This is a genomic window from Candidatus Methylacidiphilales bacterium (genome assembly GCA_033875315.1).
Lineage (GTDB): Bacteria > Verrucomicrobiota > Verrucomicrobiia > Methylacidiphilales > CAZTYG01 > JANRJG01.
The window spans coordinates 100,998-126,453 of record JANRJG010000009.1 but is presented as its reverse complement, the minus strand read 5'-3'; the positions used below and the strand labels follow the sequence as shown (position 1 = coordinate 126,453).

Sequence of the window (25,456 nt, the reverse complement as noted above, 5' to 3'; positions counted from 1 at the left end):
CATCTTTCCTCCAAATTCCTTGGCTCAATGGCCTGTTTGTTGGGCACCGTAAGCTTCTTGGTTCACCCTACGGTTTTACCTGCCGAAACGACAACAGCCAACGCCATCGTCCAGCGTGAACAAATTCGCCGTCAGGAAATCGTGCTGCGCGCCATCCAGGACGTTGAATCTACCGAAAGCCTGATCAAGGAGGGTAAGGGAGAGGAAGCAAAAACTCGCCTGGCTGAGATCCTCAAAACCATCCCGCAAACCGGGGAGGGCTCACCGGTGTACGCTCGTGCCTCTGCTCTATTGGCGCTGATCGAGCTTGACGCCGCCCGCAAGGCCCGGGATGAAAAGGATTGGTTCGAAGCCCGTGACCGCGCTATTGCTTCTTTGGGTCACAAGCCCGAAAACGCCCAAGCCAGCCAGATACTCGAAGAAGTCAATGAACGCCTGGGTATCCGCGATAACGACGAATCCACCATCAACCCGGCAGTGGATCGCAAATTCGTCAAAAACCTCAATAAAGTGCAAGCCCTGATGAAGCTGGGTCGCGATCAGATTGGCACCGGCCAGCTTGACGCCGCCGAAAAATCCTTCTCGGACGTCCTTGTCATCGACCCCTACAACAAACCCGCTGCGATCGAATTGAACAAGCTTTTTATCAAGCGTCGCACGGTGGCGCGCATCGGCCGTGAATCCAGCCGCCAAGAACGTCTGACCAAGACCCGCGAAGGCTGGACGGAAAACACCCGCACGGAAAAAAGCGTCACAGATCCCACCAAATTGGTCCAGCCCATCCGCCGTTCCAATAATTTTGCTATCAGCCAGAAGCTCACTTCCATCATCATCCCGCAAGTGGACTTCAGTGATGCCACCATTGCCGATGCCGCAACCTTCATCACCAACCGCACCCGCGAACTTGATCCGGAAGGCACCGGAGTGAGTGTCATTGTCAAGAACGAGGGGGTCAATTCCTCCAGCAAACCCTTCAGCCTGCGCCTGAACAATGTTCCCGCCGGTGAGGTGCTGCGTTACATCACTAACTTGGCCGGAGTTAAATATCGGGTGGATGAGTTTGCCGTCTTCATTGTGCCCTTGACCGAGCGCACGGATGTTCTAGTAACCCGGGAATTTCCCACCCGCCCCAGTTTCTTTGACGTAGCGCCCTCCGCATCGGCTGGCAATCAGCCTGCCGTGAACAGCCGTCGCACTCCAGTTGACTCGGGGGATGCCGCCCGGTCAGGCGGCAGCGAGAGCATTCGTTCTACGCTGGAAGCCCGTGGCGTGGACTTTAGCACGGATGGGGCAGCCGCATTTTACAACCTCTCCACCGGTATCCTCACGGTCAAAAACACCCAAGACCAGATCGACCTAGTGGAAGAACTAGTCATTGGGGACACGGTGGAAGCCTTGGTTGTCAAAGTGGATGCGCGTGTCGTAGAAATTAATCAAACCGACCTCAATTCTCTGGCTATCAATGCCACGCTGGCGGCCAATCCCACCTCCATCGTGGCGTCCGGCGGCAGTAGCATCGGAGGCGGCTCCGTGGGGGCCAGCACCGGTTTGCAGGGGGCCTCAGCAATCAAACCCTCCGATGTCATTTCAACCCTTCTGGGCGCTGGAGCCAGTGCGATAGATCCTGCGTCTAATGCCACGGAACCCAACAAAATCGGTATCGGTGGCTTTCTCGATGGAAACGCCTTCCGCGCACTCTTGGAGGCCCTGAGTCAGAAGCAAAGCTTCGACCTCATGACGGCTCCTTCAATCATCATCAATGATGGGGCTCAAGGAACTATCACGATTGCCCGCGAATTTTATTATCCCACTGAGTTCGATGAGGCCCAAGTCACGGCGGCGACGATTTCATCCCGCACCACAGTGGTGCCGGCCTGGCCGTCTACCTTTGAAACTCGCAACGTCGGGGTGGTACTTACGGCCCAGCCTCGCATCACCGTCGACCGCCAGCGCGTCTTCCTGACCCTCAAGCCGGACATCACTGAGTTTGATGGGTTTATCAATTATGGTTCGCGTATTTTTTCAACAGAATCAGATGCGTTTTTTGGTGTTCCCAACGGTCAGGTGATTAGTAATAACGTTATCAACCAGCCTGTCTTTTCGGTTCGCACAGTGGAAAACGCCCAGATGGAAATCGGAGATGGCCAAACCATGGTATTGGGCGGATTAATTCGTGAGGACATCTCCACGGTGGAGGAAAAAGTGCCAATTCTGGGAGACATCCCATTGATAGGTAGGGCCTTCCGCAGCAAGGCTGAACAGGCCATCAAACGCAATTTGCTGATTTTTGTTACAGTTCGCATCCTGCGTCCGGATGGTGAGCCTTACAATTTGACCCCAGGTCAGTAGCGCCATGTCTTATTGAGTAGGCGACAAATTGCAATACGGGGGGGCAAAGCTCCCGCTGAGCCGCCCTTGGAATAGAGACATCAAACCGGCTCGACAGGAGCCTCGCCTTCCCGTCAATCCATCCTGTCGGTTACTTCGATTTGTCAAACAAAGGCATCACCCGACTCGCCTGCCAGCTTCCAACACGTCATCGGCGATTTGTTTACGCAATTCCGTGTGGTCGGTGAAGGATCGCTCGGCGCGGATGAATTCGATGGGCTGAACATCGATGTGCTGTCCATAGAGTTCCCCTCCGTTGTAGCCCAGCAGGTGTGCTTCCACTTGCAGAAGACCGCCCGAACCCTCCACGGTGGGTCTGCGCCCGATGTTGAGGGCCGCCGTATACGTGTCGCCGTTCTCCAGCACCACCCGGCCTGCGTAGACGCCTGCGGGTAGAAATAGTTGGTCGCCCGTTTGCAGGTTGGCCGTGGGGAAGCCCAGTTGGCGTCCCAATTGCCGTCCTTGAACAACCTGGCCCCAAAGACTATAGGGACGTCCCAGTGCGTGGGAGGCCTCTTCCAGACGTCCTTCACGCAGGAGATTTCGGATGCTGCTGCTGCTGATGGCCTGGCCATGGCGGTCCCGTTGCATCTGCGGTATCAGGCCCGAGATGCCGAGCCCGTTGGCCCAGGCGCGCAGGTGGGAGGCATCTCCCGTGCGACCGTGGCCAAAATGGAAATTTTGCCCGCAGGCGACGGCTTCCAGGTTCGGCAGATGATGATGAAGGAGATCCAGAAACGCATCAGCGGTCAGTGAGGCCAGAACAAGGTCGAACGGGATAAGGAGCGTGGATGCGGCTCCTGCGGCGGCAAAGAGCCGCAATTTGTGTTCGATCCCGGTGATCAGGGGCGGTTCCTGGCCCGGGGACAGGATGGCCTGTGGGTGGGGCCAGAAGGTCAGCACGGAAAAGGCGGTAGAGGTGGGAGAAAAATTGGATGAAGATGAGGTTGAAGGTGTTGTGCACGGTTCACGCACGGCATCGAAGACAAGCCGGTGGCCCCGATGGACCCCGTCAAAGAAACCCAGGGCCAGCCGCCGGACTTCACCGCTGCGGGCCGCGTCTTCCCAGCTTCGGAACACCTTCATGAGTGGAGGGGTGAGTCGGATTATTGGCGTCGAATGCGGGAGATTTCCGGCAGGCTGATCACATAAGGGACCAACTGCGCGAGATCACGCATGTCCTGCATGGCCGGCCAACCCAGGGCCTGTTCCAGGGAAAAATTTCCGGAGCGGGTGCGGGAGAGGGCCGACAGGTGGCCTCCGCAGCCCAGCTTCAGGCCGATTTCATGGCAGTAGCTGCGCACGTAGAAGCCCTTGCTGCAACGAAGGGTGAAATCAATTTCCGGCAGGGCAATTCGGTCAAGGCTATGACGGTAGACCGTGACCAGGCGTGGTTCCCGTTCCACCACTTTTCCCTGGCGCGCCAGTTTGTACAAGGGCACCCCGTCTTTTTTCACCGCCGACACCATGGGCGGCGTCTGGTAGAAATCACCCTGGAATGCGGCAAAGGCCGCCCGCAGGGTGGCTTCATCGTAGTCCTCCACTGGACGGGTTTCCAAGGCCTGGCCCTCGGCGTCCTGGGAGTCGGTGATTGTTCCCAATTTCAGAGTCCCCCGGTACTCCTTGTCTTCCGACATGAGGAGGTCCTGGACTTTGGTGGCCTTGCCAATGACCAGCATAAGGAGGCCGGTGGCCATGGGGTCGAGTGTCCCGCAGTGGCCGACTTTCTTCAGGCCGAAGCGTCGGCGCACGAAATCCACCACGTCGTGCGAGGTCATACCGCCGGGTTTGTTGACCATGAGCAGTCCGTCGATGCTGGGGAGGGGGGGATTCATGAGATTAGGAGAAAATCTGAGCGATACGTTCCAAGACCGATTGGCGATGGGCCTTGGCATGATCTTCAAAGTTGATCCCCGCCGCACCCGGATGGCCGCCGCCGCCGAATGCCTGGGCCAGGGTGCTGACGTTGTGCTGGCCCTTCGACCGCAGACTGACTTTGAGTGCGTCCCCGGGGCGCTCCTCAAAAAGAACGGCCAATTGCACCCCGCGAACGGTCAGTGCTTCTTCCACCAAACCCTCGGTATCGGATGCCTTGGCTCCAGATTCCGCGAACATTGAGGGCTCCAGATCGAGAACGGCCAACCGACCTTGGTGTTCGAGTCGGATGCGCTGCAGGGCCAAGCGGCGGAGGGCAAAACGTTCCGGACTGGTGGATTGGTAGCATTCGCGGGCCAGTTCGGCGGGATCGGCGCCCCGTTCCACCAGCCGGGCGGCGGCGTGGAAGGTCGCGGCGGTTGTTCCGCGGTAGCAGAAGGATCCGGTGTCGGTGCTCAAACCCACGAACAAATTCGTCGCGGCTTCGGGTGGCAGGGGCCAGCCGGCTTCCTCGATCAGACGCAAAACGAGCGAGGCGGTCGAGGGCTCGGTGGGGTCGATGACATTGAGTCGGCCGAAGAGGGTGTTGCTCTCGTGGTGATCGAGGTTCAGGTCGGCTTGGCGGTTCCAAGCCAAAAAGCCCTTTCCCAGCCGCTCACGCGTCGAGGTGTCCAAGGCCACCAAGAGGGTGGTGGGGCCGGGGGAGCATCCGGCAGGCGATTCCACACGTTCCCGCCCGGGCAGGAAGGTGTAAAGGTCGGGCACGGGATCTTGATTGAAGATGCGCACGCTCTTCCCCAGTCCGGACAAGGTCCATCCGAGCCCGAGGGCGCTTCCCAAGGCGTCACCATCGGGGCGTTGGTGGCTGAAAATCCAGATTTCTGGTGCTTCCAGCAGCGGGGGGATGGCGTGAGCGATGGGTGAGTTTGAGTTGTTCAAGGGTTTTCTAGACTGCCAGTTATGTCCCGGGAATCAACGAGGGAATTCGCCCTTGCGGTGGCGGGTTAATGGACCCCTGGGAAAGGATTCCCGGGCTACAAGGGGCCGGTTGAAGCTTTTTCCTTGGAGTGCTTCGGGGCCGTTGGAAGGGGTTGAGAGCAACCTCAGGGCTCGGGGGACTGGAAGCGGATGGCCCCCTCGGTGGCATGGGCCCGGGGAGGCAATCGCAGATCCTGGGTGTCAGAGCTGACGATGCGGGCGGTTTTTTTCTTATGTCCCACTTCCAGCGGGCCTTTTATCTCGCACCGCAGCAGTGCCGCGCCCATTTGGATGAGGTCGCCGGGCTGGATGATTGTGGGCGATACGATGGGTTTATTGTTCAAGAAGGTACCGTTCCTCGATTGGAGATCGTTGATCCAATAGTGGTGGTTTCTTTTTTCCAGGACGCAGTGGTGCCCGGATACAGATTCCACGCTGAGTTGGAGCCGGTTGTCCGGATTGCGGCCGATGGTGATGCGGTCATCGAGCAACTCGAAAATTTTCGGAAGGGGATCGGAGACGACGCTGAGGTGGGTCACAGGAGGATGCGTTGGCTCGGGGGAGACCGGAGTATTGCGTTTGAATTCGTCCGCACGCCGCGCCGCCTCCATCAGCAGGTAATCCGTTGAGGTGGTGATGGTGCGTGCGGGGTGGTCGTCGCAAGGAATGAACTCGGCGGCGGCGCCCGGTTCGACCACCAGGTTGTAGAAGGCATCCTCCGGCTTCGCATCCCCGCATACGGCATGGATGATTTTGCCTCTTTCGACGTGGAGCACACCTTGCTTGCCGGGGTGGAAGCATTCGATCCGTCCGCTCCGTTGTCCAATCAGGCAGAGCTGAAGAATTTCCAGCGTCGTCATCTCCCGCAAGCATGGGACTTAATTTCCAACTGAAAAGAGCGGAGATGGCTGACCGATGTTTTTGTTGCAAGCACTTGAGGATCAGGCATTCTGGGCCGACTAAACCACCCAAAATCATGGCGTCTAGTTTTTTAGGATTTTTAGGTAAAAAAAAGCAAGAGGACGCTGCCCCCAGTCCTGCCATGCCCATGGTCCGCGGGCCGGGTTCTTCCCCACCGCCCGGAGCACCGATGCCTCCGCCGGAGTCGGGAGCCACCGGGCCGATCGGGGGCGGGTCGATGCCCCGCCCTCCTGGTTCGCAGCCTTTGTTCGAGCGGGCACGCAAACGGGTCACCCAACGCCTCTCCCTTGCCGGTTTGAACTCCTCCGGGCCGGGTTCGGCCAAGCTCAAGATTCCCGCTGCCGTAGCCGTGGCCGCCCCGCCACCTACCATGCAGATGACGCCCATGCCCGACGTGGCGCTCGAGATGCCGGCATCGGTGGTCGTGCCCTTGCTGCCGGAGGCGGTCCTGCTGGCCGATCCGGCCAGTTTGCTCCAGTCGCCCCAGGGGCAAGGGGATTTCCGCCTGCCCATGGGTGCGGTGTTGCCCATGTTGCCCTCGGGCAAGATCGAGTTCACCATCGCCGACCTCGCGCAATGTGCGCCGGAAGGATTGATTCATCCGGTTGATTCGTTAGGTGAATACGGTGCGATGACCATCTTGTTGCCCCTGCCCCAGGTGGTGATGCGCATCCCTGCCGACTATATGAAGTTGCGCAGGGACCAGAAGCAGATCGACCAGGCGGTGGCCTCAATGAATGATCCGTTTTCCCCGGAGGCCATCCGGGCCAAGGTGGAAGCCGCCCAGGCCGCTCAAGCGGCGCAACAGGCGGAACTCGAAGCCGCGGCAGCCAGTGAGACACCGTTCGCCGGGGCGGAACTTTCTCCGAGCGAAAATCCTGGCGAGATAGCGGACCCGGGATTATCCATGGCAGATCAGGAGCCCGACCCGGAGCCGGTAATGTCCGACACCGCACTTCAGACGGAGGCAGTCGACGCATCCGAGCCCGATACGGGTGGCTTGGATCCGGCACTGGCCGCTTTGGCCGCCCTCGCCGAATCCGAGGTGCAGCAGGCCGATGAAGCCTTGCCGATCGTGGAAAATCCAGTCGATGCTCCTGTGGTGGAGGAGTCGGCCGATCCAGCGGACAGCTTTTCCTTCACCCAGAGTTCGGAATACCAGGCTCTGCTGAGCAAGCTGCAGGTTCCCGAGCTTCCAGTGGATGAACCCTCGGCCGTGGAAGTGAGCACCCCGCCACCTTCGCCGAATCCCATCAAGACAGCGCCGGTTTTTTCCTTCGCCCAGAGGGCCAAGGTCAAGCCGGTTGAACCAACTGCGGATGAGTCTGATGTGGAACCGCTTCCGGCTTCTCCGCTCAGCGCGGCTGTGGCATCGTCGCCCCAACTGGCTGATTCATTCAGCAAGGCCTTGAAGGCTACGCCGACAAAAACGAACGTTCCCACGAAGGCTGCGTCCTCCGAGTTGCACCAGCTCATCCGCCTGCCCGCCGATGTGCCGGCGGGTTTCAAGGAATTCACCCGCCAGATCAGCCTCTGGCCGGGGATGCTTGGCTGCATCCTATGCGGGCCTGACGGCCTGCCGATTTCCGCCGCCGGTGGAGAAAACAAGACCGATGAGGCCCTGGCGGCGGTGGCGCCCCGTTTGTTCAAGACCACTTCTGGCTTGCTCACCGACCTGGGTCGTGCGGAATTGTCCGAGATGAACCTACCCGGCAAGGAAAACAGCCTGACCCTTTTCCGCGACCACGGATTCATCCTGGTTTTGGTGCACGAAGATGAACAGTTGCCCATCGTGCACCGTAAAACAATTCACGCAGCCCTGGCCTTGCTGGCCCAGTCGGGTCCCGGTTAACCTTCAACCCCTATGGCCTTCATCAATTACTCCAAAAGGGAGATCCAGCTCAAGATCGTCTATTACGGCTGCGCCCTTTCGGGCAAGACGACGAACCTCATCAATCTCCACGGAGGCATCACCAGCACCCAGAAGGGCGACCTCGTGTCCCTCGCCACCGATGCCGACCGGACCCTGTTCTTCGACTTCCTCAGTCTCAACACCCAGACCCTGCCCGGGTTCGATACCCGGTTCCAATTGTACACCGTCCCGGGCCAGCCGGTTTACAACACGACCCGCCAATTGGTCCTCAAGGGCGTGGATGGCATCGTTTTCGTCGTGGATTCCCAATGGGAGCGCATGGAGGAGAATGTCGAATCCTTTGCCAACCTGCAGGAGAACCTGATCGAAAACCACCTCAGTCTGGCACAAATTCCTTACGTGTTGCAGTACAACAAGCGGGATGTGGAAAACGTCGCCCCGATGCACTACCTGGAATACACCTTCAACAACCGCGCCAACCGGGTGCTTTCCTTCGAAGCCAGCGCCCACCAGGGCAATGGCGTCCTGGACACGCTCAACGGTGTCGCCCGTCTACTTCTGGCCAAATACTCCAAATCCGCCGCCCCGGCACGTCCCGTGGCCGGTGATCCCCAGGCTGGTTGAACCCCCATCAGGATACGTTTATGGCGATTGGCATGCTCTCAGTGGAAGACCAGGTGGCGATAGAATGCACCCTCAAGGAATTTCTGGCCAAGTCCGAATCCCAATGGACCGCGGTGGTCGACAAGGGCGGCAACCTCTTCGCCGAGATGGGGGACATCGGCACGCTCGACATCAGCATCCTGAGCGCCCTGGCCGCGGGTTCGTTTGCCGCGACCCGCGAGCTGGCCCGCCGGCTGGGCGAACAGGAATTCACCGCCTTGTACCACGAAGGCAGTCACATCAGCATCCTCATGACCGCCTTGCAGTTTGATTGCCTCCTGATCACGGTTTTTGGTGATAAAACCAACATCGGTTTGGTCCGGTTTTATGCCCAGCAAACCACCCCGGCCCTGGATGCCGCCCTCTCCAACGCCAGTGAGAACGAAGCCCAGGCCGGCCCACTGGAACTGGATACCGACCTGGCCCAGCCGGGTGGGGGCATCATCCGCTGAGCCGCCTGGCACCATGAGAAACGCGGGCGCACCGGTGGAGTCCCCCGTGGTCTCACCGCGCAGCCGGGACCACACCGATCCGGGCTGGGAAGTGATGGTTTGGAATGATCCGGTCAACACCATGTCCTATGTGGTCTATGTGTTCATGAAGGTCCTGCGGTTCGACCGCGCCCGGGCCACCCGCCACATGCTGGAGGTCCACGAAAAGGGGCAAAGCTGCGTCGCCCTAGAGGCGCGGGAGAAGGCCGAACTCTACCACCAGCAAATCCTCCATCACGGTCTCCGTTGCACGTTGCGGCCTGCCGGTTGATCAAACGGGTTATGCAAATCCGGCCGGAAGATCACGGAGTGCTGCTGGAATTCTTTCCCGCCGAAGCCCACTTTCTCGCCGCCATCCTCGACCGCATCGCGGACGAGTATCAATCGTCCGACCGTTCCACCCCGGCGCACCGGGGTTTGGACGGCAGTGGCTATTCCCCCGAGGACGAAGAGGCCTGGTGGGAGGAACGCCGCCTGCACGCCTCGGAACATGCTCGCCAGGCCCGGGAGTGGTCGGCCCTTCTCCGCAACTCCTCCGGTGAGTGGGTCACCTGGCGTCTAGATCCCGAAGGTGTGGAGCGCTTCATTCTCCTGGCCAACGACCACCGCATGTACCTGGCGGGCCGTTATGCGATTGGCGAAGAGGACATGGACAGCGACCTGGATGCGTTCCACGATGATGGACGCCGGATGGTCTTGCTCGAGATCCACCTTCTGGCCCAATTGATTGAATTGATGCTGCCCTATGCACCGATGTGAATGGCCACTGGCCCGGTCCGCTTCCCGATGCTATGCTGCAAGGGTGAAGCCAAAGTTCCTTCCCGCCTGGATCGTGGCCGCTCTCTCCGTCATCTGGCCGCTGTCGGCCCCGGCCGCGCTCAAAGACATCCTCCAATTCGAGGACAAAATGGAAAAGTCCTACGACATGTCCGGCAAGATCTACGACACCCAGTCGCTCCAGCGGGTCAAGAATTACGACGGGTTGAAAGAATTCAGGACCACTCCCCGCAACGACATGCCGACTTTCGGCCTCCCCGCGGAAAACAAGGGCTTCAACAAGTCCTTCCGCGTCTCGGAAAGCCGTGTCTTCAACGGACGTTCCTACCTCGATGCTTCGCAGTCCTATCGGACCGGTCCGGCCACCGGATTCTCGGGAAACTACAGCACACGGAATGCGGCCGGATTCGACACCGGCGCCAATCCGATGGGGGACAAGACCTACAAGCCCGCCCGGGAACGTTACGAGGGTCCGGAATTGACGCGCAAGACCACGGAAATAGAAATCATCAACCAGACGCTCCAAAACAAGAAAGACCTCAAGGGCGGGGTCCTGAGCATGAGCGAGGTGCGCGAGATCCTCAACAAACGCGAGTGAGGGTTTCCGAATCAGGGAGTTAGGGTGATTTCCTTGCTGTCCTTGAGTTCCGGATAGTTCGAGAGGATGACCACGACCTTGTAGGTCCCGGGCTTGGCCTTGGATTTCAGCGACTCCACCGGGATGGTTTCGGTGTAGGTGATGGATTCCCCGGCGTTGATAAAGAGGGAGTCGGCTTCTTGGGTGAATATTTTGTCCTCCGACCAAAGCCAGACCAAACTATCGTCCGGGCCGCTGACCGCCAGATCGTAGCGCTGGGCATCGGGGAACGAGAGGGGATAGGATTTTTTCTTGCCGTTGTTCTGCACCTTGAAGGTGACCTTGAATCCCGTCACGGCCTGGCCCTGGGCATTGACCGGGTTGGAGAGGGACAGCGATGCCGGTTCGATCTGAACTTGCGTGCTGAAATCTTTCAGATTGATTTCATTGGCCCGCTGCACCCGCGCCGGGTCACCGGCGAAGATACTGTAGCGCTTGCCCGGGGGATTGATGAAATTATCCGGAATGGTACGGCGTTGGGGATTGACGTCTACTGCCTGGGCGGCGGGAACAAGGCAGGCCGCCAGTATCAGGGCCGTGAAGATGCGCATGCCCATAAGATGGGGGAGGAGACGGCCCGATTCAATCTTCTTTGATTTCCGGAATACTTGGCATCGGCCCGGAATAGGGCAGCATGCATTGATGCTAAGGATTTTGGCCGCTCTCCTCTCTGTCTTTGTCCTCACCCCACAACAGAACGTGTGCGCGGGGGCCTCGAAACCTGAAATGACTTTTCGTATCCATGTCCAGGTCCAGTCGCGCACAGAAGCGGCCAGCCAAACCCTCCAGATTTCGCTTACCAATCCCAACCAAATCATCGCCGTCAACCGCTTGGCCGCATTTTCGGAAAACCACCTCCAAAGCGTTTTGCCCACCCCCGACGGCGGCATGATGCTGCAGGCTGACAGCACCGGAACGCGTATTCTGGAGGAAATGAGCTCCTCCAACTCCGGCAGGATCATGGTCGTACTCATCAACGGCACGGTGGTTTATGCGCCGATCATCGACATGCCCCTGCGTTCGGGAAGGATGCTCATTCCGGGACCCATCCCTCCGGAAATCGTCAGCGGTCTCCAAGCCCGCATTGCCAAACTCCAGAAAAAATAAAGGCCAGTTCATGTCCCCCTGCTGACTAAAGCTGTTTATAAGGCCCGCTACTGGGGTGGCTTTCTTCTCGGAGTATGAGCCTGCTAAATGCACATGAGATTCGGTTTTATTTGCGCCCCCGGTAGCTGCCTCTATACTGTTGAGGCATGAATACGCTTGAAATCCGCAACCTCCACGCCCGCATAGAAGACCGGGAGATTCTTCAAGGTCTCTCTTTGACCCTTCCGCAGGGCGAGGTTCATGCGTTGATGGGCCCCAATGGCTCGGGCAAAAGCACCTTGGCCAAGGTCATGGCCGGTCACCCGGACTACCAGGTCACCGAGGGCGAGGTCCTGCTCAACGGGGAAAACATCCTCGAAATGGAACCCGACGCACGGGCCCGCAAGGGGCTCTTCCTCGCCTTCCAATACCCCAGCGAAATCCCCGGAGTCAGCATCGCCAACTTCATCCGCGCCGCGCTCCAAGCCCGCCTGCCCGAAGGCCAGGAAATCGACGCCGTCGAATACTACAAAAAGCTTTATGCCAAGATGGCCATGCTCGAGATGGACAAGTCCTTCACCAGCCGCCCGGTCAATGACGGTTTTTCCGGCGGTGAAAAGAAGCGCAACGAAATTCTCCAAATGGCCATGCTCGAACCCACTTACGCGGTCCTCGACGAAACCGACAGCGGTCTCGACATTGATGCCCTTCGCATTGTCTCCGAAGGGGTGAATAAATTGCGCGGACCCGCCCTCGGCGCCCTCGTCATCACCCACTACCAACGCCTCCTCAATTACATCGTGCCCGACGTGGTCCATGTCATGGTCCAAGGACGCGTCGTCCGGACGGGGGGACGCGAACTGGCCCTGACATTGGAAGAAAAAGGCTACGATTGGATCATCAAGGAATCCGCGCAGCCCGCGTCCGCCTGATAACGTTCCGCCCCTCCCATAGGAAAACGAAAACACCATGAGCGAAAAACCCGACCTGAATCTGGAAATCGACAACGGGAATTTTTCCTACCCCGAGGATTACGCCTTCGATGCCGGCTACGGCCTCAACGAGGAAACCATCCGTTACATCTGCGATGTCAAAAAAGATCCGGAATGGATCCGGGAGTTCCGGCTCAACGCCCTCCAGGTCTTCCGCTCCAAGCCCAACCCGACCCACTGGGCCACCAAGGACTTGGAAAACATCCATTACGACGCCATCCGCTACTACCTGTCCAAGGGCCAGACCCCCAAGCGCAGTTGGGACGAGGTGCCCGATGACGTCAAACGCACCTTTGAGCGCCTCGGCATCCCTGAGAAAGAACGCAAGTTCCTCGCCGGCGTCGAGGCCCAGTTCGACAGCGAGGCCGCCTACTCGAACGTCAAGGCCGCCCTCTCCGACCAGGGGGTTATTTTCATGGGCAGCACCGAGGCCCTGCACCAGCACCCGGAAATCTTCCGTCCGTGGTTCGGCAAGGTCATCCCCACCGCCGACAACAAGTACTCCGCCCTCAACAGTGCCGTCTTCAGCGGCGGCAGTTTCATCTACGTACCCAAGGGAGTGAAGGTCAGGCACCCGCTCCAGGCTTATTTCCGTATCAACGCGGAGAACTTCGGCCAGTTCGAACGAACCCTGATCATTGCCGACGAGGGCGCCGAATTGACCTACATGGAAGGTTGCACGGCCCCCAAATTCGAGACCGCCACCCTCCACAGCGCCGTGGTCGAACTGGTCGCCCTCAAGGGGGCCAAGATCCAGTACATCACCGTCCAGAACTGGAGCGCCAACGTCTACAACCTCGTCACCAAGCGCGGTCTGGCCATGGAAGAAGCCGAAATCAAGTGGATCGATTGCAACATCGGTTCCCGCCTCACCATGAAATATCCCGGCGTCATCCTCAAGGGCCGCAAGGCCCGCGGCGAGGTTCTTTCCATCGCGCTGGCCAACAACGGCCAGCACCAGGACACCGGCGCCAAGATGATCCACGCCGCCGACGAGACCACCTCGACCATCACCTCCAAGAGCATCAGCATCGGCAGCGGTCGCGCTTCCTACCGGGGCTTGGTCCACATCCCAAAACACCTCAAGGGCTGCAAAAACAACACCGAGTGTGACGCCCTCCTGATCAACTCCCATTCCCGCACCGATACCTACCCGGCCATCACGGTCCGGGGGCAGGGGAATTCGGTCCAACACGAGGCCAGCGTGAGCAAAGTCAGCGCCGAACAGATCTTCTACATGCAACAGCGCGGCCTCACCGAAGCCCAGGCCATGAGCATGAGCGTCAATGGCTTCGTCAACGACCTCGTCTCCCAGTTCCCCATGGAATACAGCGTGGAACTCAAGCGCTTGATCGATCTTGAAATGGAGGGGTCGGTTGGGTAACACTCCTCGGCTCAACCCTCAATACCCAAACTTCATACTTATGGCAGACCTCGAAAACAAATACACCGACAACGTGTCCGGCAAATTCTACGTCGACAACCAGTGCATCGACTGCGACCTGTGCCGCGAAACCGCCCCGGCCAACTTCACCCGCAACGACGACGGAGGACACTCCTACGTCTACAAACAGCCCGGTAGCCCAGAAGAGGAAGCCCTCTGCAAGGAAGCCATGGAAGGCTGCCCGGTCGAAGCCATCGGCAACGACGGCGTTTGAACCCGCCCCGCCCGGGCGGGTCTTCCCCCGCAGGGCGGTCAATCATTCAGGAAGACCCGAACATGGATACGCTCTTGCCCACTGCTCCTTCCAAGCCCGGATCATCTGCCCAGACCGGTGCGGACGGCACCATCCTTTCCCCGGCCACCTTGCCGGATTGGGCCGATTGGTGGACGGAGGGACGCGCGGCGGCTTGGGAGAGTTTCCAGAACCTGCCCATGCCCAAGCGCAAGGACGAGGACTGGCGTTTTGCCAACGTCCGCGCGCTCAAGCTGGAGGGTTTCCGCCCCGCCCCACCCGCTGATCCGGCTTTGCTGCGCCCATCGACCACCCTCCCGGCCTTCCCCCTCGCGGCCCGCGTGGTCTTTGCCAATGACCAGGTTGTCGAATTCCACCCGCTCCCGGAAGAACTTCAGCGCCAGGGCGTCATTTGGGAAAGCCTGGAGACCGCCGTCTGCAAGCACGGTGATCTGGTCCGCAGGCATTTCATGACCTCGGACTTCCCGCTTGGCTCGGCCAAGTTCGCCGCCCTCCACCGCGCTTGGTGTCGCGCGGGCAGCGTCCTCATCATTCCCAAAAACGTCCACATCACCCTCCCCATCGCCGCCTACCACCAGCTTTCCGGCGAGGGTTCGGCCATCTTCCCCCACACCCTGGTCATTGCCGGTGAAAACAGCTCGGCCACCTTCATCGATTTCTTCAACTCCCTTGACCAGGCCCAGGGTTTTGTCTGCGGCATCAAAGACCTCATCCTCGCCCCCGGCGCCAAGGTTGATTACCTCTCGGTGCAGGAATGGAACGAAAAAACCCTGGCCTTCCACCTCAATTCCACCACGGTGGACCGCCAGGCCTCGGGCAAGTACCTCAATGTCCACCTCGGAGGCGGGTTCATCCGCACCGAAAGCCACAGCCGCCTGACCGGCGAGGGCGGACGCAGCGACATGCTGGCGGTCGCTGTCGGTCACGACCACCAGGAGATCGACCTCCGCACCCTGCAAAGCCACTGCGCCCCCCACACCACCAGCGACCTTCTCTACAAAAACACCCTCAACCACCGCGCCAAGGCGGTCTTCCAGGGCCTCATCCGTGTCGACCCCGGCGCCCGCTGGACCGACGCCTACCAAACCAATCGCAATCTTCTCCTCGACCCCGAGGCCGAGGCCGATTCCATGCCCGGCCTGGAAATCCTCAATGACGACGTCAAGTGTTCGCACGGCGCCACCACGGGACAGATCGATCCCGAGGAATTGTTCTACCTCCTCAGCCGGGGCATCAATGCCCACCAGGCCCGCCACCTTCTCGCCATCGGGTTCTTCGAGGAAGTGCTGGAGCGATTCGGCCACGCTGGCATCTCCGCATACCTGCGCGAGCGCATCGTGTCCAAATTCGACCGCTCCGAGAGCATCCGTACCGAAACCGTGGTCGAAGGCGACATCGATCCGACCCAGGTTCGCGTCCTTCAAGGGACGGAGTAGTCCCTGGTCCCTAGTCCTTGGTGAAAGGCCCTTTAACCCTCACCAAGGACCAAGGACGCAATCCGACATTCGTCGCGAGCGCAAGCGGGACCAATAACTAAAACCCATGCCCACCCCATCCTGCCAACCGGACATGACCATGGCGGCCATCGAATCCGCCTTTCCCGCTGCACGCCGGGCTCTCTTCCGCGCTTTCCATATCGGCGGGTGCAGCAGTTGTGGATTCCAGCCGGAGGAAACGCTGGAACAGGTCTGTCTTCGCAATGAAAACCTCGACCCCGCCCGGGCCGTCGAAACCATCCTCGCGGCCCAGGTTGAGGAAGACCGCTTGCAGTGTTCCCCGCTGGATATCAACGCCCGGCTGAAAAAAGGGGAAGCCATCCGTTTGGTCGACATCCGCTCGCGGGAGGAGCATGAGGCGGTCCACATCCCCGGTTCGGAATTGTTGAGCCAGGAATTGACCCGGCAACTGCTGGACCATGCCGGGCCGGGCGCCGTGGTGTTCTACGACCACCAGGGAAAGCACATCATGGACGCGGTCTCTTACTTCATCGGCCACGGGCTCAAGGAAGCCTATGCGCTCAAGGGCGGGATTGATGCCTGGGCGGTCGAGGTCGATCCGTCCCTGCCGCGCTACCAGATCGGTTGAAACGCACCGGGCACGTGCCCGCCCATGCCGGTCGGTTCAGGCCTGGGACGATTTGTCTCCTACCCCGAGGTCGGATGCCAGCCTGGCATCCTGGCTGGGTCGCCAGATGAACTGGTCGATCCAATAATGGTTGAGGGGAAATCCGAGGAAGACCGCCACGAGCAGATCCCGCAGGGTCATTGAGCCGAAGAGCGGGCTTTTGCTTGTGGTGAACATCGGGATGCAGCCCTCGTGGATTTCAACTTTGCAACCAAGGAACCGGAATGCCGCTGCGATGAGGATTCCGCTGAAAAGGAACGTTCCCAAATTGCGGGTCATCCATCCTGCCAAGCCGTGCAACAGGTTTCCCCGTGCCTGACGCCGTCGGTGGTAATGCCAGACCACGGCGTCGTATTGGACGTCATGGTGCACCGTGGTCAGCATCATGAAGACCACGATGGGTGCGGCCGTGACCCAGGGTGAAGACGTGATGAATGCCGTGTAGGCGGTGACCAGGACGGCAAAGAGCAATTTGACCGCATTGACGGACCGCCCGGCACGCTGGGCCTGCCACGTGCGCCAGGCTTGGTGGACCCAGAAGACCAGGGCCAGGCCCCAGCAGATGACGAGCAGCACGTCGGTCGAATAAAGCGCCGGTTCACCCGCTTTCCTCAGGCCCAGTTCGCGCGACATCTGTGGGTGGACCAGAATGAACGCAAGTGCGGGAAACCCCAGCACGGCATGGAGCAGCCATTTTTCCCCGAAGTCAGCCCAACGGGAGAGGGGACCGGATTCCTTGCGGCGGTACAGGGCAAATACACCCCAATGTTGCCGCACAATGTGCATGTAGGCCCAGACGAGGAAGCCCCCCACGAAAAGTCCCCAGGGGAGGGTGTATTGATGGACGCCCAGTCGGTAAAGCAGATAGCAGAGTCCTAACACTGCCGGTCCGGCCAGGAGCCAGCCGAGACTGGCCAAGAGGAAGAACGGCTGGCGTTTCCAGACTTCGGGGTCGAAGTAGGTCCGGGTGTAGGTTCCGATGAAGTGGGGGGTGTCGACCAGAGTCACCCAAGCGAACCAGACGCCCATCGGGTCTGCCCCCAGAAGAATGAGCAAAAGCAGAAAAAGACCCGTCCACCCGCCTCCCGTGATCCAAACCAGATCGGTTTTTGCATCGACTATCCAGGACCAAGTGAACAAAGCCCCGGATTTGCTTTCACGGGCCAGGGAAGTATCGGCGGTGATATCCATAAGGGGGGTCTATTGTGTTTGGGAATTCATGTGCAGGCTGGTGAGCGTTTCGGTGGTCGTCAATGAATTAACACAAACGGGCGCAACGCTTCCAAAGGGGGGTGTTTGTTTCATGCGGATCCAAATGGAATGGCTGCTCTGATGGTTGCAACCCGGACCCATTTTTTTGCGGCATTTGTGCTTTTTTGAGGCTAAATTGTCCAAATGTCCGAATCCTTAGAGCAGCGCGTTGCCCGGGCGGTGGAACAACCGCAGAACCTGGGCGAATTGAAAGACGCCGATGCCGTGGGAACGGCCGGCAGCCCCGGTTGCGGTGACATGTTGCGCATCTGGTTGAAATACCGCGAGGATGGGCAGGGGGGCAAAGTCATCGACCAGGCCAGCTTCCAGTCCTTCGGCTGCGAGACGGCCATGGCCGTGGCCAGTGTCGCCACCGAAATGCTGGTGGGCAAGACCGCCGCGGAGGCCCGTCATCTTTCCGGCCAGGACCTGGCTGCCCCCTTGGGTGCTCTGCCCCCGATGAAGATCCACTGCGCCACCCTGGTCGAGGAAGCCCTCCGCCAGGCACTGGAGGGGGGGGCAGGCGGCACGGTTTCCCTGGCCACCCATGCCCCGGCTCCCGCCACCGGCTTGTCCGCCAGCCTGCAGCAGGCCGGGCAGGCCAAAAAAATCGTTTTCCTTCCCCCTTCCGCTCCCTCAGGATCCAACCCTTCATGAACGACCCCTTTCCATTGACGCGCGCCTGCGACGCGGTGCGCATCCCCAGCGGCGAGAAAGTGAATCTGCCTGCCGGAACCGAGGTCGGCATCACCCAGGCTCTGGGAGGCACTTACACCATCGTTTGCGACCTGGGCATGTTCCGTATTGAAGCCGCTGATGCCGACGCCCTGGGCCGGGAAAAACCGGCCGCTCCGGAAGCACCCGCCGCCGATGGAAGCGATTTGGAGACGATCATCTGGGACCGGTTGAAGACCGTTTACGATCCGGAGATTCCGGTCAACATCGTGGACCTCGGCCTGGTTTATGAAATGAAGACATCCGAGATCGAAGGTGGCAAGAGGGTGGATGTGAAGATGACCCTGACCGCCCCGGGATGCGGCATGGGGCCGACGATCCAGGCCGACGCCAAGAGCAAGGTCCTGACCGTGGATGGGATCAAAGAAGCCGAGGTGGAATTGGTCTGGGACCCGCCTTGGAACCAGAACATGATCACCGAAGTCGGTAAGATGAAGCTCGGTTTGATTTGATCAGCGCGGGATTGATCTTGCGACGCAAAGGGGTAGACAAGAGCCATGCATCCATTCCCCCGTGCCGGTTGGATTTTCGCGTTGTGCGCCTCCTCTTGGCTGCTCCCCGGATTGCCGGCTCTGCATGCCGGGCGCATCTTGGTTGATTTCGGAGTGAACACGCTCGAGGTCAAGGGCCCCGACGCGGCCGGTCGTTTTTGGAATGCCGCCAGCCTCCCTCCATCGACACCCGCGGCGGTGGGTTCCTTTGCCCCGCTGGAGTTGAAAGACGACAAGGGTGCGGCCTCCGGAGCCGTGCTGAAGGTGGTCGATCCCTTCCTGGGGGCCTACGACAGCGGCGATAACAACCAGGATCTTTATCCCATCAACGTGGGCAAGGACCGGTGGTCGCTGGAAAAGGGCAAGAAAGACCAGGCCTCCCTCCTGGTCACCGGTTTGAATCCTTCCCAGACCTACGACTTCCATTTTTTTGCCGTTCGTGACGCGCCCATCACCTTTGTCACGCTTTTCAACGTCAACGGCAAAACAGTCACCCTGGCGGCTCAGAACAACCGTGCCAACCTGGGCTCGGTCACCGGGGTGGTGCCCAACTCCGACGGAACGGCCAAGATTGATGTCTCGATCGCCGAGGGACCCAACGCCCACCTCAGCGCCATGGAAATCACCTGGGGTGGCGAGGTGCCGACGCGGGCGGGCCAGTTCACCGCATTTTATCCCAAGCCCGTTGTCCGGGCACCCACTCCGGTGGCGTCCACCTCTTCTTCCCAGTCTTCTGCCCAAGCCTACAAACCGGCGCCCAAGCCCACGACCCCGGTGGCTCCGGCTCCGGTATTGAGCAAATCCCAGATGAAGGTCGAAAAGAGCAAGACTCCGCTCATTGCCGGTGTTCTCCTCCTTCTGATCGGCCTGGGACTCGGTGGCTTCAGCGGTTACAAGCTGGCCGGACGCTGAGGGAGCTGCCTCACGCATCCCCGTTTTGTTCGCGGATAAGTGGCTGTTTGAGCATTTTGCGTTTGATCAGCTGCTCGTACTCACACTCTTTCCCATTCTCGTGCTCTCTGCTCTTTGATACCAAATTGAATTGAGTGGGCGAAAAAGTGCCTTATGGGAGGGCGAAGCTCCTGCTGAGCCGGCCTTGGAATAAAGACATCAAACCGGCTCGGCAGGAGCCTCGCCCTCCCGCTTATTCTGTCGCTCAGTCATTTTCATTTGCTATGAATAGGAGAGAACGAGCGCGAAAGCGGGTATGAGAATCGAGTGGGAGCGATCCCGAATAGAAAGACCATGACTTGAGGGCACCGGGGAAGGGATTCCCCGGCTACAACAGGCCTGTATTTTTCCTCCACCTGCGGTGGAAGCTTCCATCACCCTAACCGGGGATGTCGCCGTGGATGCGAGTGCCGGGGACCATGGGCTCGGTGATGATGTCCTGGACGGTCTTGCCCGCCGGAATCATCGGCAGCACGTGGTCGGTGTAGGGCACCATGACGTCGAGGACATACGGTTCCTTGCTGTCGAGCATGCGCTTCAGTGCCCCGCGGAGGTCCTTGGGATCGATCACACGTTCGGCGGGAACGCCAAAGCCCTCGCTGATCTTGACGAAGTCGGGGTAGATCCGTTCTTTGTCGTGTTCCAGCCCGAGGAAGGTGTGGCCGCGATTGCTGTCGAAGAAGCGGTCTTCCCATTGCGCCACCATGCCGAGGTATTGGTTGTTGATGACGATGGCCTTGGCCGGGATGTTTTCCGCCACCGCGGTGGCCAATTCCTGGATGTTCATGACGAAGCTGCCGTCGCCGTCGATGTCGATGACTTCGCGGTCCGGACAGGCCACCTTGGCACCGAGGGCGGCCGGGTAGCCGTATCCCATCGAACCCAGGCCGGCCGACGTGAGGAAGCTGCGCGGATGGTTGAAGTCGTAGAATTGTCCGGCCCACATCTGGTGCTGGCCGACGCCGGTGGTGAGGATGGCCTCGCCCTTGGTCAGTTGGAACAGTTCCTCAATGACCTGTTGGGGCATGATGCGTCCTTCTTCCAGATGGTAGTGCAGGGGGAACTCGCGCTTCCACTGGTTGATTTGCTTCTGCCAGGCCGGGAAGCTTTTCCGCTTGCGGCCTTCGGCGGCGATCATCTTGTTCAGGCGGGTGAGGGCGTAGAGCACGTCGCTCTGGATCGGCAGGTGGACGGCTTTGTTTTTGTTGATCTCGGAGTTGTCGACCTCGACATGGACGATGGTCGCGTGCTTGGCGAACTCGCTCACCTTGCCGGTGACGCGGTCGTCGAAGCGGACGCCAAGGGCGAGGAGGAGGTCGCAGCGGTCGACGGCGTAGTTGGCGTAGACCGTGCCGTGCATGCCCAGCCACTTCATCGAGAGGGGGTGGGTTTCCGGGAAGGCCCCGATGCCCATGAGGGTGGTGGTGACCGGGATGTTGGTGGCTTCGGCGAACTTCCGCAATTCACGGGCCGCGCCGGAGGAGATGATGCCGCCGCCGACGTAGAGGACCGGGCGTTCGGCTTTTTCGATCAGGCCGAGGATTTCGTGCAGGGCCAGGTCGTCGGCCTTGGGCGGGGCGGTCATGCCCCGGAGGTTGACGGAGGACGGGAAAACCGGCTGGGTGCGGTCGCCCTGGACATCTTTCGGGACGTCGATGAGGACGGGGCCGGGCCGGCCACTGTTGGCGATCTGGAAGGACTCCTTCACGATGCGCGGGATGTCGTTCACATCCATGACGAGGTAGTTGTGCTTGACGATGGGGAGGGTGAGGCCGAAGACATCGGTTTCCTGGAAGGCGCTCTTGCCGATGGCGGCACGGGCGACCTGGCCGGTGATGGCGAGGAGCGGGACCGAGTCCATCCAGGCATCGGCGATGCCGGTGACGAGGTTGGTGGCTCCGGGGCCGGAGGTGGCCATGCAGACGCCGACTTTTCCGGTGGCGCGGGCGTAGCCTTCGGCCATGAACACCCCGCCCTGTTCGTGACGGGGGAGGATGGTGCGGATTTTTTTCGAGCGGGTCAGGGCTTGGTGAAATTGCATGCTGGCCCCACCGGGGTAGGCAAAAATGGTGTCGACCCCTTCACGTTCCAGCGCGGCAACCATGATATCGGCGCCGGAAGTGGTGGCGCCGACTTTGACCTGCGTGCGTGGGGCTTTGGCGGAGGCTTTGGAAGTCGCTTCAGTGGCTTTTTTGGGGGTTTTGGACTTTTTCATGGGGGAGGTGCTTGGGCTGGATCGGGAGATCCGTGAAGACGAAATCGTAGGGGATTTTTTGGTAGAGACAATAAAGAAGAATAAATTCGTTGACACAAAGGGGGGCTATCCATATTTTTCTCGTCCCTTTTATGAAAACTTTCTCTGCCCGCGCCCAGGATATCGAGCGCAAATGGTATGTCATCGACGCCGAGAACCAAATCGTCGGGCGTGTGGCCGAAAAAGCCGCTGTTCTCCTCCGTGGCAAGGACAAGGCCGTCTTCACCCCCCACGTCGATACGGGCGACAATGTTATCGTGATCAATGCCGGCAAGGCCGTCTTCACCGGCAAAAAAGAAGTCCAGAAGACTTACATGCGCTACTCCGGCTTCATTGGCGGGGAAAAAATCGAGAGCGCCAAACTGGTCCGGGCTCGCCGTCCGGAACTTTTGGTGGAACGCGCCATCAAGGGCATGGTTCCCCACAACCGCCTGGGCCGCTCCATCCTCGGCAAACTCCACGTCTACGCCGGTCCCGAACACCCCCATGTGGCCCAGAATCCCCAGGCCATCAAAGTCAAATAATCCCCCTTATGGTCACCGCCAACGTCTTCAGCGCCCTCGGCCGCCGCAAAACCTCCGTCGCCCGCGTCAACATCCGCCCCGGTTCCGGCAAGGTTTCGGTCAACGGCAAGGATCTCCAGGATTACTTTGTCACCGCCGCCCAGCGCACCATGGCCCTGCTTCCCCTCCAGGCCACGGAAAACCTGAAAAAATTTGATGTCCATATCCGCGCCCAGGGTGGCGGTTTGTGTGGACAAGCCGGTGCCGTCAGCATGGCCCTGGCCCGCGCGCTTTGCCAGGTCGACGTGGGAAACCGCCCCGGTCTCAAGACCAAGGGATTGTTGACCCGCGATTCCCGCATGAAAGAACGCAAGAAGTCCGGCCAGCCCGGCGCCCGCAAGCGCTTCCAGTTCTCCAAGCGTTGATCCTCCTTCGGCTCAGGAATCCCGGATCTGCGGATCTGATTTCATCGATCAATGGATGCGGAACTTGATTTCCGCCTGACAGCCCCCATGCTCACCCGCCACTCATGATTGACCGGTGTGATGTGGCCGTGATCGGGGCTTCGGGTTATACCGGGGAAGAACTTCTCCGTATTCTCCTCCGCCACCCCCGTGTTCGCCTGACTGCCGTCACCTCCCGACAGGCCGAGGGCAAGCCCCTCAGCGAGGTCGCCGGCCCCGCCGCGCTTTCCTCTCCCTTGGTCTTCGAGGACCTCAAACCGTCAGAAATGGCCGCACGGGCGGAGGTGTTTTTTCTCGCCCTCCCCCACGGGGTGGCGGCGGAATTCGCCGTTCCCTTGTTGCAGGCCGGCAGGACTGTCTTCGACCTGAGCGCGGATTTCCGGCTCAAAAACCCCGCGTCGTACCGTGAATTTTACCACACCGATCATCCGGCCCCGGACTTGTTAGGTCAGGCCGTTTACGGCCTGCCGGAAACCCATGCCAGGGAACTGGCCGGCGCGACCCTCGTGGCCTGCCCGGGCTGTTACCCGACCAACGCCGTCCTCGGCCTGGCCCCGGCCCTCGCCTTGGGCTGGATCGATCCGCAGCGGATCGTCATCAATTCTCTTTCCGGTATTTCCGGTGCGGGCAAAAAGGCTGATACGTTCTACAGTTTTGCCGAACGGAGCGAAAACCTGGCCGCCTATTCGGTCCCGGTGCACCGGCACCTGCCGGAGATCGAGCAGGAATTGGCCCATGTCGCCGGCCAACCCTGCCGCGTTTCTTTTGTGCCCCACCTGGTCCCGGTGATCCGGGGCATGCTGGGCACCTTGTCCGCTCCCTTGCTCCGACCCGTGACCCAGGAACAGGCCCAGGCCGCCTTCGAGGCCCACTACGCCGGTTCCGCCTTCGTCAAGGTTATGGCCCCGGGCAAACTTCCCGAGACCAAACAGGTCACCGGCACCAACCTTTGCCTTCTTTCCGTCCGGGTCGATGCCCACGCGGAACGCTTGATTGTTGTCAGCGCCACCGACAATCTGGGCAAAGGCGCAGCGGGTCAGGCTGTGCAGGCTTTCAACCTGCGCATGGGCTGGCCGGAAACCACGGGATTGCTCTGAACATGGAAGTCGATTGGATCAAAGGCGGCGGAGTCACCTCCGCCAAGGGCTTCACCGCCTCGGGCGTCGTCGCCGGTATCAAACCCGGCGGGAAAAAAGACATGGCCCTCGTCGCCTCGGACCGCGATTGCGTCACCGCCGGGGTCTTCACCACCAACAAAGTCAAGGCCGCCCCGGTCAAGCTCAGCATGCAGCATCTGCGCGGAGGCAAGGCCCGCGCCGTCATCCTCAACAGCGGCAACGCCAATGCCTGCACCGGCGTCCGCGGCATCCAGGACGCCGCCCGCATGGCCTTGGAAACCGGCCGCCGCCTCGGCTGCCCGAAAAACCGCGTGCTCGTCTGTTCCACCGGACGCATCGGCGTTCCCCTCCCGTTGCCCAAGATCGTCCGCGCCATCACCAAGCTCGTCGACAAGCTCTCCCCCGCTCATGGACGCACCGCCGCCAAGGCCATCATGACCTCGGATACCTATCCCAAGTCCTGCGCCATCGAGGTCGAAATCGACGGCAAGCGGGTCCTCATCGGCGGTATGGCCAAGGGCGCGGGCATGATCCACCCCAACATGGCCACCATGCTCTCGGTCATCACCACCGACGCCGCCATCGACCGTCGCACCCTCCAGGATTGCCTCGTGGATGCGGTGGCCCAGTCCTTCAACCGCATTTCCGTCGACGGTGACACCAGCACCAACGACACCGTTTTGGTTCTGGCTTCGGGCGAGGCCCGCAACCGCGTCCTCCAGAAAGGCCACCCCCAGCTCGAAATCTTCCAGAAGGCCCTCAATGCCGTCACCCGCAAGCTGGCCCGTCTCATCATCGAGGACGGTGAGGGCATCACCCGCGTGGTCGAACTCGTCGTCCAGGGGGCCTCTTCCTCGCACCACGCGCGCATGATCGCGGAGGCCATCGCCCGTTCCCCGCTGGTCAAAAGTTCCTGGGCCGGCGGCGACCCCAATTGGGGCCGCTTGATGGATGTCATCGGCTACTCCGGGGCCCGCATGCGCGAGGAAATGATCGACATCTACTACGATGGCCTGATCGCGGTCAAAGGGGGCACGGCCAGCAGAACCCCCATGGCCCGCCTGCGCAAAATCGCCCGCAACCGCCATTACCGCATCACCATCGACCTCCACCTCGGCCGCGGCACCTACGACCTGTTGGTCAACGACCTGACCGAAATGTACGTCACCCTGAACAAGGGCGAATAG

At 60.3% G+C, this 25,456-nt stretch carries 27 protein-coding genes; 20 read left to right on the top strand and 7 right to left on the bottom strand.

Going from position 1 to position 25,456, the window contains the following annotated elements:
- Nucleotides 1-27 precede the first annotated feature (27 nt).
- Nucleotides 28-2,349, top strand: coding sequence for a hypothetical protein (locus SFU85_03280; GenBank protein MDX6765793.1), 2,322 nt, complete (start codon nucleotides 28-30; stop codon nucleotides 2,347-2,349).
- Nucleotides 2,350-2,505: 156 nt separating this feature from the next.
- Here the strand turns inward: SFU85_03280 and ribF are convergent, their stop codons facing one another.
- From ribF to SFU85_03260, 4 genes are all read right to left on the bottom strand, one after another.
- The gene (gene ribF / locus SFU85_03275; GenBank protein ID MDX6765792.1) at nucleotides 2,506-3,474 is read right to left on the bottom strand and encodes a riboflavin biosynthesis protein RibF; all 969 of its coding nucleotides are present in this window, start codon (nucleotides 3,472-3,474) and stop codon (nucleotides 2,506-2,508) included.
- 20 nt (nucleotides 3,475-3,494) lie between these two features.
- Complete coding sequence (gene truB / locus SFU85_03270; GenBank protein ID MDX6765791.1) at nucleotides 3,495-4,223, bottom strand: tRNA pseudouridine(55) synthase TruB; 729 nt, start codon at nucleotides 4,221-4,223, stop codon at nucleotides 3,495-3,497.
- Nucleotides 4,224-4,227: 4 nt separating this feature from the next.
- On the bottom strand, nucleotides 4,228-5,202 hold the full coding sequence (locus SFU85_03265) for a DHH family phosphoesterase (protein ID MDX6765790.1): 975 nt from the start codon (nucleotides 5,200-5,202) through the stop codon (nucleotides 4,228-4,230).
- A gap of 164 nt (nucleotides 5,203-5,366) precedes the next feature.
- A complete protein-coding gene (locus SFU85_03260) occupies nucleotides 5,367-6,101 on the bottom strand; it encodes an FHA domain-containing protein (GenBank protein MDX6765789.1) in 735 nt (244 codons plus the stop codon).
- 278 nt (nucleotides 6,102-6,379) lie between these two features.
- On the opposite strand from SFU85_03260, the gene SFU85_03255 reads away from it, so the two are divergent.
- From SFU85_03255 to SFU85_03230, 6 genes are read left to right on the top strand one after another with little or no spacing between them, the layout of a single operon-like run.
- Nucleotides 6,380-8,014: a roadblock/LC7 domain-containing protein gene (locus SFU85_03255; GenBank protein MDX6765788.1), complete on the top strand. Its 1,635-nt coding sequence runs from the start codon at nucleotides 6,380-6,382 to the stop codon at nucleotides 8,012-8,014.
- 12 nt (nucleotides 8,015-8,026) lie between these two features.
- Nucleotides 8,027-8,659: a GTPase domain-containing protein gene (locus SFU85_03250; protein MDX6765787.1), complete on the top strand. Its 633-nt coding sequence runs from the start codon at nucleotides 8,027-8,029 to the stop codon at nucleotides 8,657-8,659.
- 20 nt (nucleotides 8,660-8,679) lie between these two features.
- Nucleotides 8,680-9,150 (top strand): roadblock/LC7 domain-containing protein, encoded by a 471-nt coding sequence (locus tag SFU85_03245; GenBank protein MDX6765786.1) that lies wholly within the window; start codon nucleotides 8,680-8,682, stop codon nucleotides 9,148-9,150.
- A gap of 13 nt (nucleotides 9,151-9,163) precedes the next feature.
- Nucleotides 9,164-9,460 carry an ATP-dependent Clp protease adaptor ClpS gene (locus SFU85_03240; protein ID MDX6765785.1) on the top strand — a complete coding sequence of 99 codons (297 nt, stop codon included), beginning with the start codon at nucleotides 9,164-9,166 and terminating at the stop codon, nucleotides 9,458-9,460.
- A gap of 11 nt (nucleotides 9,461-9,471) precedes the next feature.
- Nucleotides 9,472-9,948, top strand: a complete 477-nt coding sequence (locus SFU85_03235; protein ID MDX6765784.1) for a hypothetical protein — start codon at nucleotides 9,472-9,474, stop codon at nucleotides 9,946-9,948.
- A gap of 43 nt (nucleotides 9,949-9,991) precedes the next feature.
- Nucleotides 9,992-10,564: a hypothetical protein gene (locus tag SFU85_03230; GenBank protein ID MDX6765783.1), complete on the top strand. Its 573-nt coding sequence runs from the start codon at nucleotides 9,992-9,994 to the stop codon at nucleotides 10,562-10,564.
- Between the two features lie 11 nt (nucleotides 10,565-10,575).
- Here the strand turns inward: SFU85_03230 and SFU85_03225 are convergent, their stop codons facing one another.
- The gene (locus SFU85_03225; GenBank protein ID MDX6765782.1) at nucleotides 10,576-11,154 is read right to left on the bottom strand and encodes a BsuPI-related putative proteinase inhibitor; all 579 of its coding nucleotides are present in this window, start codon (nucleotides 11,152-11,154) and stop codon (nucleotides 10,576-10,578) included.
- A gap of 175 nt (nucleotides 11,155-11,329) precedes the next feature.
- On the opposite strand from SFU85_03225, the gene SFU85_03220 reads away from it, so the two are divergent.
- The 6 genes from SFU85_03220 (at nucleotide 11,330) to SFU85_03195 (ending at nucleotide 16,463) form a co-directional block, all read left to right on the top strand.
- Nucleotides 11,330-11,710, top strand: coding sequence for a hypothetical protein (locus SFU85_03220; protein MDX6765781.1), 381 nt, complete (start codon nucleotides 11,330-11,332; stop codon nucleotides 11,708-11,710).
- A gap of 146 nt (nucleotides 11,711-11,856) precedes the next feature.
- Entirely contained in the window at nucleotides 11,857-12,621 is a 765-nt protein-coding gene (gene sufC / locus SFU85_03215) for a Fe-S cluster assembly ATPase SufC (GenBank protein MDX6765780.1), read from the top strand.
- A gap of 37 nt (nucleotides 12,622-12,658) precedes the next feature.
- On the top strand, nucleotides 12,659-14,065 hold the full coding sequence (gene sufB, locus SFU85_03210; GenBank protein MDX6765779.1) for a Fe-S cluster assembly protein SufB: 1,407 nt from the start codon (nucleotides 12,659-12,661) through the stop codon (nucleotides 14,063-14,065).
- 40 nt (nucleotides 14,066-14,105) lie between these two features.
- On the top strand, nucleotides 14,106-14,339 hold the full coding sequence (locus tag SFU85_03205) for a ferredoxin (protein MDX6765778.1): 234 nt from the start codon (nucleotides 14,106-14,108) through the stop codon (nucleotides 14,337-14,339).
- Between the two features lie 62 nt (nucleotides 14,340-14,401).
- On the top strand, nucleotides 14,402-15,814 hold the full coding sequence (gene sufD, locus SFU85_03200) for a Fe-S cluster assembly protein SufD (protein ID MDX6765777.1): 1,413 nt from the start codon (nucleotides 14,402-14,404) through the stop codon (nucleotides 15,812-15,814).
- Nucleotides 15,815-15,920: 106 nt separating this feature from the next.
- Nucleotides 15,921-16,463, top strand: a complete 543-nt coding sequence (locus tag SFU85_03195; GenBank protein MDX6765776.1) for a rhodanese-like domain-containing protein — start codon at nucleotides 15,921-15,923, stop codon at nucleotides 16,461-16,463.
- 36 nt (nucleotides 16,464-16,499) lie between these two features.
- On the opposite strand, the gene SFU85_03190 is transcribed toward SFU85_03195, so the two are convergent.
- Entirely contained in the window at nucleotides 16,500-17,693 is a 1,194-nt protein-coding gene (locus SFU85_03190) for a hypothetical protein (protein ID MDX6765775.1), read from the bottom strand.
- A gap of 204 nt (nucleotides 17,694-17,897) precedes the next feature.
- Here SFU85_03190 and SFU85_03185 point away from each other — a divergent pair, with 204 nt between their 5' ends.
- From SFU85_03185 to SFU85_03175, 3 genes are read left to right on the top strand one after another with little or no spacing between them, the layout of a single operon-like run.
- Nucleotides 17,898-18,410, top strand: coding sequence for an iron-sulfur cluster assembly scaffold protein (locus SFU85_03185; protein MDX6765774.1), 513 nt, complete (start codon nucleotides 17,898-17,900; stop codon nucleotides 18,408-18,410).
- A complete protein-coding gene (gene sufT, locus SFU85_03180; GenBank protein MDX6765773.1) occupies nucleotides 18,407-18,940 on the top strand; it encodes a putative Fe-S cluster assembly protein SufT in 534 nt (177 codons plus the stop codon). The genes SFU85_03185 and sufT overlap by 4 nt, the downstream gene beginning before the upstream one ends.
- Before the next feature lie 45 nt (nucleotides 18,941-18,985).
- Nucleotides 18,986-19,891, top strand: a complete 906-nt coding sequence (locus SFU85_03175; protein MDX6765772.1) for a hypothetical protein — start codon at nucleotides 18,986-18,988, stop codon at nucleotides 19,889-19,891.
- A gap of 418 nt (nucleotides 19,892-20,309) precedes the next feature.
- Here SFU85_03175 and ilvB read toward each other — a convergent pair whose 3' ends face one another.
- Nucleotides 20,310-22,145: a biosynthetic-type acetolactate synthase large subunit gene (ilvB, locus tag SFU85_03170; protein MDX6765771.1), complete on the bottom strand. Its 1,836-nt coding sequence runs from the start codon at nucleotides 22,143-22,145 to the stop codon at nucleotides 20,310-20,312.
- 131 nt (nucleotides 22,146-22,276) lie between these two features.
- Between ilvB and rplM the strand changes: the two genes are divergently transcribed.
- The 4 genes from rplM (at nucleotide 22,277) to argJ (ending at nucleotide 25,456) form a co-directional block, all read left to right on the top strand.
- Entirely contained in the window at nucleotides 22,277-22,708 is a 432-nt protein-coding gene (rplM, locus tag SFU85_03165; GenBank protein MDX6765770.1) for a 50S ribosomal protein L13, read from the top strand.
- Between the two features lie 8 nt (nucleotides 22,709-22,716).
- The gene (rpsI, locus tag SFU85_03160) at nucleotides 22,717-23,112 is read left to right on the top strand and encodes a 30S ribosomal protein S9 (protein MDX6765769.1); all 396 of its coding nucleotides are present in this window, start codon (nucleotides 22,717-22,719) and stop codon (nucleotides 23,110-23,112) included.
- A 104-nt stretch (nucleotides 23,113-23,216) separates the two neighbouring features.
- A complete protein-coding gene (gene argC, locus SFU85_03155; GenBank protein MDX6765768.1) occupies nucleotides 23,217-24,248 on the top strand; it encodes an N-acetyl-gamma-glutamyl-phosphate reductase in 1,032 nt (343 codons plus the stop codon).
- 2 nt (nucleotides 24,249-24,250) lie between these two features.
- Nucleotides 24,251-25,456, top strand: a complete 1,206-nt coding sequence (argJ, locus tag SFU85_03150; protein ID MDX6765767.1) for a bifunctional glutamate N-acetyltransferase/amino-acid acetyltransferase ArgJ — start codon at nucleotides 24,251-24,253, stop codon at nucleotides 25,454-25,456.